Here is a 7,757-nt window from a genome sequence, read left to right as displayed (position 1 = left end):
GCGGCCCGCCTGCGCCGGCCGAGGCTGAGTTCTGGTTGTCGGCGACCGGGGCGCCGGACTCTGTCGTGAGCACGCGCTGCGACATCGTGGACCTTCCGTGCGGGATACAGCGGAAACCTGGTTCCGCTTCGTGGAGCCTAGGAGTGGGGCGATCGGGGCGTCAACAGTTTGTTGAAGTCGATTCCGGGCCGCGCCGCCGCCTGGGCGCGACAGGACAGGTGTCGGCGGCGTCGCGGCCCGGAAGTCTTCGGGGCCGGTCAGACCTGCGCGCCGGACAGGCGCTCCACGGCCCGCAGCAGGGCCGAGTGGTCCAGGCCGCCGTCGCCCTGGGCGCGCAGGGAGGCGACCAGCTGGGCGACCACGGCACCGACCGGCAGGGCGGCGCCGACGTTGCGGGCGGCGTCGGTGACGATACCCATGTCCTTGTGGTGCAGGTCGATGCGGAAGCCGGGCTTGAAGTCGCGGTGCAGGAAGTTGTCCTTCTTGCGCGTCAGCACGGTCGAGCCGGCCAGGCCGCCGTTCAGGACGTCGAGTGCGGCCCCGAGGTCCACGCCCGACTTCTCCAGGAAGACCACGGCCTCGGCGCACGCCTGGATGTTGACGGCGACGATCAGCTGGTTGGCGGCCTTCACGGTCTGCCCGGAGCCGTGCGGACCGCACAGCACGATGGTCCTGCCGAGCGCCTCGAGGATCGGCCTGGCCTCGTCGAAGTCGGCCTGCTCACCGCCGACCATGATCGACAGTACGGCCTCGACGGCGCCGGCCTCGCCACCGGACACCGGGGCGTCGAGCACCCGGATGCCCTTGTCCCGGGCGGCCTTCGCCAGGTCGACGGAGGTCTGCGGGGTGATCGAGGACATGTCGATCAGCAGGGTGCCCCGCCGTGCGTTCTCCAGGATGCCGTCCGGGCCGTAGGCGATGGCCTCGACCTGCGGCGAGGCGGGCACCATCGTGATGACCACGTCGGCGTCCCGCACCGCCTCGGCGATCGAGCCGGCGGCCGTACCGCCGGCGGCGGCCAGCCGGTCCAGCTTCTCCTGCTCCAGCGTGTAGCCGGTGACCTGGTAGCCCGCCTTGATCAGGTTCTCGGACATGGGGGAACCCATGATGCCGAGGCCGATCCATGCGATCTTGGGAAGACTCATCGGGGGTGCCTTTCTCACTACAGGATGATCAGCGGGCCGCGCGGGCCGCGGCGGGCAGCCAGTCGAACGCCTCGGCGCTCGGGCGGTCGCCCGGCTTGTACTCCAGGCCCACCCAGCCGTCGTAACCGGCCTTCCGCAGCCGGTCGAGCAGCTCCTCCAGCGGGAGTGAGCCCGTGCCGGGGGCGCCGCGGCCGGGGTTGTCGGCGATCTGGACGTGGCCGGTCCTCGCCGCGTACCGCTCGATGACGGACGGCAGGTCCTCGCCGTTCATGGACAGGTGGTACAGGTCCATGAGGAACTTCGCGTTACCGAGTCCCGTGGCCTCGTTGACCTTGTCCACGACGTCGACGGCGGCGGGCGCGCTCACCAGCGGGTACTGCGGCGACTCGGGCCGGTTGAGGGCCTCGACCAGCAGGACGGCGCCGATCCGGTCGGCCGCCCGTGCCGCGAGGGCCAGGTTCTCCAGGGCGAGCGCGTCCTGCTCGGCCGGGTCCACGCCCTCGACGCGGTTGCCGTAGAGCGCGTTGAGGGCCGTGCAGCCGAGGGAGGCGGCGAGGTCCGCGGCCACGTCGATGTTGGCGCGGAACCTCTCCGACTCCGCACCGGGGAGCGACAGGGCGCCGCGGTCCGGGCCCGGCAGCTGGCCGGCGTAGAAGTTCAGCCCCGTGAGCCGGACGCCCGCGTCCTCGACCGCCTTCTTCAGCGCGTCCAGCTCGGACCGCGCGGGGGTGGGGGAGTCGATCCAGGGCCACCACAGCTCGACCGCGGAGAAGCCCGCCGCGGCGGCGGCCGCGGGGCGCTCCAGGAGCGGGAGTTCCGTGAAGAGGATCGACAGGTTGACGTTGAAGCGCTGGTCTGCGAATCCCATTCGGGCCGCGCTCCCTTCCGTAGTCATTTCCGTATGACGGAAGTTCGTTTCTGCGTGATGGAAGATTGCCGTCGCCCGTCGTCGCTTGTCAAGGGGGGTAGGGCACCGGCCGCCCGAAAAACCCCGACGGGCGTTAGGTTGAGCGCGTGCGATTGAGAGTGGAGTTCACGACCGAGCCCTTCGACCTGGACGAGGCGCCCGCGCACGCCCTGGTGGCGCGCGAGGTCGTCGAGTCGGCCGAGCTGGACGCCGTCGACGTCGGCCCCTTCGGCAACACGGCCGAGGGCGGCGCCGACCGCGTGCTCACCGCGGTCGACGCCCTGCTGCGCAAGACCCTCCAGGCCGGTGCCACCCGGGTCTCGCTGCAGGTCAACGTGATCGACGACGTGCCCGGCGACGGAACCGGGGAGGGCGGTAGATGACCGGGGAGGAGCCGTTCATCGCGGCCGTGAAGCCGCTGGTCGACGCCATGGGCGGACAGCTGCTGCCGCCCGACGAGGCCGGCCCCGAGGACGTCGTCCTGGCCTGGGAGGGCGTCGACGTCGTCGCCGTACGTCTGCCCCAGCTCGCCGATTCCCTCGACCACATCCTCGCCGCCATGGAGCGCCGGCAGGGCCGGCCGCTGGCCGATCTGGACCGCAAGGCCAAGCAGGAGCTCGTGCGGAGCCTGGAGGCGCGGGGTGCGTTCGCCGTGCGGCACGGCGTGGAGACCGTGGCGGGCGCGCTCGGCGTCAGCCGCTTCACGGTCTACAACTACCTGAACCGCGAGAAGAACACCTGAGCCAACGGAAGGGCATCCGACCCGGCAGTCGTGCCGCCCGGGGCCGGTCCTCTCTTGTTACGCGGATTTTTCAACAAACTGTTGACGTGGTGTTTCCGAGGGCGTTAGCTATCGGCAGCCCGTTCAGCACAACGGCCCATCGCGGCCACGGAGGCTCCCGTGACGTCGACTTCCACGCCCCCGGGCCTGGCCCGGTTCAACGCTCTGGAGGAGCGGGCGGCGCTCGCCGCCCTCCACGAGGCGTGCGCCTCCACCGAGTGGGCCCGGCGACTGCTCGCCGCCCGCCCCTACGCCACCCCGGAAGACCTCTACGCCGCCAGCGACGCCGCCACGGCCGAGCTGACCGCGGCGGACCTCGGGGAGGCGATGGCCGGGCACCCGCCGATCGGGCGTCCCAGGCCCGGCGACCCGGCCTCCGCCCGCGAACAGCGCGGCATGGCCGGCGCCTCCGACGAGCTCAAGGCGGAGATGCTCGAACTCAACCTGGCCTACCAGGAGAAGTTCGGGCACGTCTTCCTCATCTGCGCCACCGGCCGGACCGGCGAGCAGATGCGGGACGCGGTCAAGGAGCGGATCGGGAACGCGCCGGAGCAGGAGCGGGACATCGTCCGCACCGAGCTGGGCAAGATCAACCGCATCCGACTGGCCCGACTCGTCGAAGAGGACGCCTGACACCATGAGCACCAGCACCACCGCCTCCGTGTCCACGCACATCCTGGACACCTCGATCGGCCGCCCCGCCGAGGGCGTCGCCGTCCGCCTGTCCGCCCGCGGCGGCCAGGGCGCCCGGTACGGGCACGGAGGGGACTGGCAGGCGCTCGGCGGGTCCACGACCGACGCCGACGGCCGGTGCAAGGACCTCCCGGACCTGCCGGAGGGGACCACCCACGTACGGCTCGACTTCGAGGTGGAGCCGTACTTCGCGAAGAAGCAAGCCGATGCGCAGCAGGACGCCCCCGCGAATCGGGACAGCGGTGCCGTGTTCTTCCCCGAGGTGGCGATCACCTTCGCCGTCGTTCCCGGGGAGCACTACCACGTACCGCTGCTGCTCAACCCGTTCGGCTACTCCGTTTACCGAGGGAGCTAGCAGACACATGCCCACGATCCTGGGACAGAACCAGTACGGCAAGGCCGAGAACCGAGTCGTCAAGATCACGCGGGACGGCGCCACCCACCACATCAAGGACCTCAACGTCTCCGTCGCGCTGAGCGGCGACATGGACGAGGTCCACTACTCGGGCTCCAACGCCAACGTCCTGCCGACCGACACCACCAAGAACACGGTGTACGCGTTCGCCAAGGAGTACGGCATCGAGTCCGCCGAGCAGTTCGGCATCCACCTGGCCCGGCACTTCGTCACCAGCCAGGAGCCGATCCACCAGGCGCGCATCCGCATCGAGGAGTACGCCTGGGAACGGATCGAGACCTCCGACGCCAACAGCAAGTTCATCGGCGCCGACGAGGTCAAGCACTCCTTCGTCCGCAAGGGCCAGGAGACCCGCCTCACCCAGATCACCTACGACGGCGAGAAGTGGGAGGTCGTCTCCGGCCTGAAGGACCTGGTCGTGATGAACTCGACCAACTCCGAGTTCTGGGGCTACGTCAAGGACAAGTACACCACCCTCCAGGAGGCGTACGACCGGATCCTCGCCACCCAGGTCTCCGCCCGCTGGCGGTTCAACTGGACCGACGACGAGCAGCGGATGCCCCACTGGGAGAAGTCCTACGAGCAGACCAGGAAGCACATGCTCCAGGCCTTCGCCGAGACCTACTCCCTGTCGCTGCAGCAGACGCTGTACCAGATGGGCTCGCGGATCATCAACAACCGCGGCGAGATCGACGAGGTCCGCTTCTCGCTGCCGAACAAGCACCACTTCCTGGTGGACCTGGAACCGTTCGGACTGAAGAACGACAACGAGGTCTACTTCGCCGCCGACCGCCCCTACGGCCTCATCGAGGCCACCATCCTGCGGGACGGCTGTGAGGCCCGGATCCCGGTCGACATGACCAACCTCTGACGCGGGACGCGCGCCCCCGGCCCCGCCACCCGGGCCGGGGGCCCGCCACACCGGAGGGAACGAAATGGCACAGCCTGCGAAGGGGCCCGACACCGCCCCCTGTCCCACCCCGCCGGCGCACACCGAGGACACCGTCACGTCCGTGCACCCGGTGGACGAGAAACTCCACCCCACGCGGCTCGTCCCCGCCGCACTCCAGCACATCGCCGCCATGTACGCGGGCGTCGTCACTCCTCCGCTCATCATCGGCCAGGCCTGCGGGCTCGACCTCGCGGCCCGCACCCGGCTGATCGCCGCGAGCCTGCTCATCGCCGGCGCCGCCACCGTCCTGCAGACCCTCGGCGTCAAGGGCCTCGTCGGCAACCGGCTGCCCTTCGTCAACGCCGCCTCCTCCGCCGGCATCGCCCCGATCCTCGCCATCGCCGAGACCAACGGCAGGGGACACCAACTCCCCGCGATCTACGGCGCGGTGATGGTCGCCGGCGCCCTCTGCCTGGCCCTCGGCCCCTTCTTCGGCCGGCTGCTGCGCTTCTTCCCGCCCCTGGTCACCGGCGTCGTCATCACCCTGATCGGCGTCACGCTGATGCCCGTACCGGTCGGCTGGGCCCAGGGCGGCGACAGGACCGCCGCCGACTTCGGCGCCATGCGGCACCTGGCGCTCGCCGGCTTCACCCTCGCCGTCGTCCTGCTGATCCAGCGCTTCGGCAAGGGCTTCGTACGGCAGACCGCCCTGCTGTCCGGGCTGCTCGCCGGCACCCTCGCCGCGATCCCCTTCGGCATGGCGGACTTCAGCGGCCTGCAGTCCGCGCCGGTCGCCGCGCTGCCCACCCCGTTCGCCTTCGGCACCCCCGAGTTCCAGCCCGCGGCCATCTGCTCGCTGTGCATCGTGATGCTGGTGCTGATGACCGAGTCCAGCGCCGGCATGCTCGCCCTCGGCGAGATCTGCGACCGCCGTACCGACGCCCGCACCATCACCCGCGGCCTGCGCACCGACGGCCTCGCCACCCTGCTCGGCCCCGTCTTCGGCGGCTTCCCCACCTCGGCCTTCGCCCAGAACGTCGGCGTCGTCTCCCTCACCCGGGTGCGCAGCCGGTACGTCGTCGCCGTCGCCGGCGCCGTCCTGCTGGTCCTCGGCGCCTTCCCCGTCCTCGGCGCGGTCGTCTCCCTCGTCCCCCTGCCCGTCCTCGGCGGCGCCGGCATCGTCCTCTTCGGCTCCATCGCCGTCAGCGGCATCCGTACGCTGTCCGAGGCCGGCCTGGACGACAGCTCCAACATCGTCCTGGTGGCCGTGGCGCTCGGCGCCGGCATCATCCCGCTCGCCGCGCCGACCTTCTACGCCGGCTTCCCGGCCTGGGCGCAGACCGTGCTCGGCTCCGGCATCAGCGCGGGCGCGCTCACCGCGGTCCTGCTCAACCTGTTCTTCCACCACCTCGGCACCCGGAGCCGTCGACCGGCCCCGGCACTCAAATCCTCCTAGGGTCCTGCCGTGCCCACCCCGTGGACAGCCTCCCGTCCACGGGCCGCCACCCGAAGACAAGGAAGCACCATGGCACCATCGGCAGCCCAGCGCATCGTCATCGAGAACTGTGCGATCGCCACCGTCGACGCGGACGACACGGAGTACGCCTCCGGACACCTCGTCCTCGCCGGCAACCGCATCGAGTCGGTCGGCGCGGGCAAGGCCCCCGAGGGCCTGGAGAACGTGGTGCGCCGGATCGACGCCACCGGCCATCTCGCCACGCCCGGCCTGGTCAACACCCACCACCACTTCTACCAGTGGATCACCCGGGGCCTGGCCACCGACCACAACCTCTTCAACTGGCTGGTCGCGCTCTACCCCATCTGGGCGCGCATCGACGAGCAGATGACGTACGCCGCCGCGCAGGGGTCCCTCGCCATGATGGCCCGGGGCGGCGTCACCACCGCCATGGACCACCACTACGTCTACCCGCACGGCTCCGGCGACCTGTCCGGCGCGATCATCCGGGCCGCCGCCGAGACGGGCGTACGGTTCACGCTGGCCCGCGGCTCGATGGACCGCAGCGAGAAGGACGGCGGCCTGCCCCCGGACTTCGCCGTGGAGACCCTGGACGGTGCCCTCGCCGCCACCGAGGAGACCGTCGAGCGCCACCACGACGCCTCCTTCGACGCGATGACCCAGGTGGCCGTGGCCCCCTGCTCGCCGTTCTCCGTGTCCACCGAACTCATGCGCCAGGGAGCCGAGCTGGCCCGGCGGCTCGGCGTACGGCTGCACACCCACGGCTCGGAGACGGTGGAGGAGGAGAAGTTCTGCCACGAGCTGTTCGGCATGGGCCCCACCGACTACTTCGAGTCCACCGGCTGGCTCGGCGAGGACGTCTGGATGGCGCACTGCGTCCACATGACCGACTCTGACATCGCCGCGTTCGGCCGCACGAAGACCGGTGTCGCCCACTGCCCGTCGTCCAACGCCCGCCTCGCCGCCGGCATCGCCCGCGTCCCCGACATGCTCGGCGCGGGCGTCCCGGTCGGCCTGGGCGTCGACGGCACCGCCTCCAACGAGTCCGGCGAACTCCACACCGAGCTGCGCAACGCCCTGCTGATCAACCGGCTCGGCGCGCACCGCGAGGCCGCGCTCGGCGCCCGGCAGGCGCTGCGGCTCGGCACCCACGGCGGCGCCCAGGTGCTCGGCCGGGCCGATCAGATCGGCTCGCTGGAGGCCGGCAAGCTCGCCGACGTGGTGCTGTGGAAGATGGACACCCTCGCCCACGCCTCCATCGCCGACCCGGTGACCGCGCTCGTCCTCGGCGCCGCGGCCCCGGTCACCGCGTCCTTCGTGAACGGCCGGCAGATCGTGGAGAACGGCCGCCTGCTCTCCGTGGACGAGGACGCCATCGCCGTCTCCACCCGCGCGGAGGCCCAGCGCCTGGCGCGCATCGCCGCCCGGGCCTGATCCGGCTCGGGCC

The 7,757-nt window shown here is 71.2% G+C and carries 9 protein-coding genes; 7 read left to right on the top strand and 2 right to left on the bottom strand.

The window, feature by feature from the left end; genetic code table 11:
* Positions 1–257 precede the first annotated feature (257 nt).
* Entirely contained in the window at positions 258–1,145 is an 888-nt protein-coding gene (locus IE312_RS31570; protein ID WP_189985682.1) for a 2-hydroxy-3-oxopropionate reductase, read from the bottom strand.
* A 28-nt stretch (positions 1,146–1,173) separates the two neighbouring features.
* Entirely contained in the window at positions 1,174–2,013 is an 840-nt protein-coding gene (locus IE312_RS31565) for a TIM barrel protein (protein ID WP_189985681.1), read from the bottom strand.
* Between the two features lie 146 nt (positions 2,014–2,159).
* Here IE312_RS31565 and IE312_RS31560 point away from each other — a divergent pair, with 146 nt between their 5' ends.
* The 7 genes from IE312_RS31560 (at position 2,160) to IE312_RS31530 (ending at position 7,744) form a co-directional block, all read left to right on the top strand.
* The gene (locus IE312_RS31560) at positions 2,160–2,435 is read left to right on the top strand and encodes a YkoF family thiamine-binding protein (protein ID WP_189985680.1); all 276 of its coding nucleotides are present in this window, start codon (positions 2,160–2,162) and stop codon (positions 2,433–2,435) included.
* Positions 2,432–2,794 (top strand): helix-turn-helix domain-containing protein, encoded by a 363-nt coding sequence (locus IE312_RS31555; RefSeq protein WP_189985679.1) that lies wholly within the window; start codon positions 2,432–2,434, stop codon positions 2,792–2,794. Before IE312_RS31560 ends, IE312_RS31555 begins: the two co-directional genes overlap by 4 nt.
* Before the next feature lie 159 nt (positions 2,795–2,953).
* Positions 2,954–3,466 (top strand): 2-oxo-4-hydroxy-4-carboxy-5-ureidoimidazoline decarboxylase, encoded by a 513-nt coding sequence (gene uraD, locus IE312_RS31550; RefSeq protein ID WP_189985678.1) that lies wholly within the window; start codon positions 2,954–2,956, stop codon positions 3,464–3,466.
* A 4-nt stretch (positions 3,467–3,470) separates the two neighbouring features.
* Complete coding sequence (gene uraH / locus IE312_RS31545; protein ID WP_189985677.1) at positions 3,471–3,881, top strand: hydroxyisourate hydrolase; 411 nt, start codon at positions 3,471–3,473, stop codon at positions 3,879–3,881.
* Positions 3,882–3,888: 7 nt separating this feature from the next.
* Positions 3,889–4,812, top strand: a complete 924-nt coding sequence (gene pucL / locus IE312_RS31540; protein WP_189985676.1) for a factor-independent urate hydroxylase — start codon at positions 3,889–3,891, stop codon at positions 4,810–4,812.
* Positions 4,813–4,876: 64 nt separating this feature from the next.
* Positions 4,877–6,289, top strand: a complete 1,413-nt coding sequence (locus IE312_RS31535) for a nucleobase:cation symporter-2 family protein (RefSeq protein ID WP_189985675.1) — start codon at positions 4,877–4,879, stop codon at positions 6,287–6,289.
* A 69-nt stretch (positions 6,290–6,358) separates the two neighbouring features.
* Complete coding sequence (locus tag IE312_RS31530; RefSeq protein WP_189985674.1) at positions 6,359–7,744, top strand: 8-oxoguanine deaminase; 1,386 nt, start codon at positions 6,359–6,361, stop codon at positions 7,742–7,744.
* The last annotated feature ends 13 nt before the right edge of the window (positions 7,745–7,757 follow it).

The organism is Streptomyces capoamus (genome assembly GCF_014654935.1).
In the GTDB taxonomy this organism is placed as follows: Bacteria; Actinomycetota; Actinomycetes; order Streptomycetales; family Streptomycetaceae; genus Streptomyces; species Streptomyces capoamus.
The sequence above is the reverse complement of the archived record's forward strand: the minus strand, read 5'-3'. Positions and strand labels throughout refer to the sequence as shown.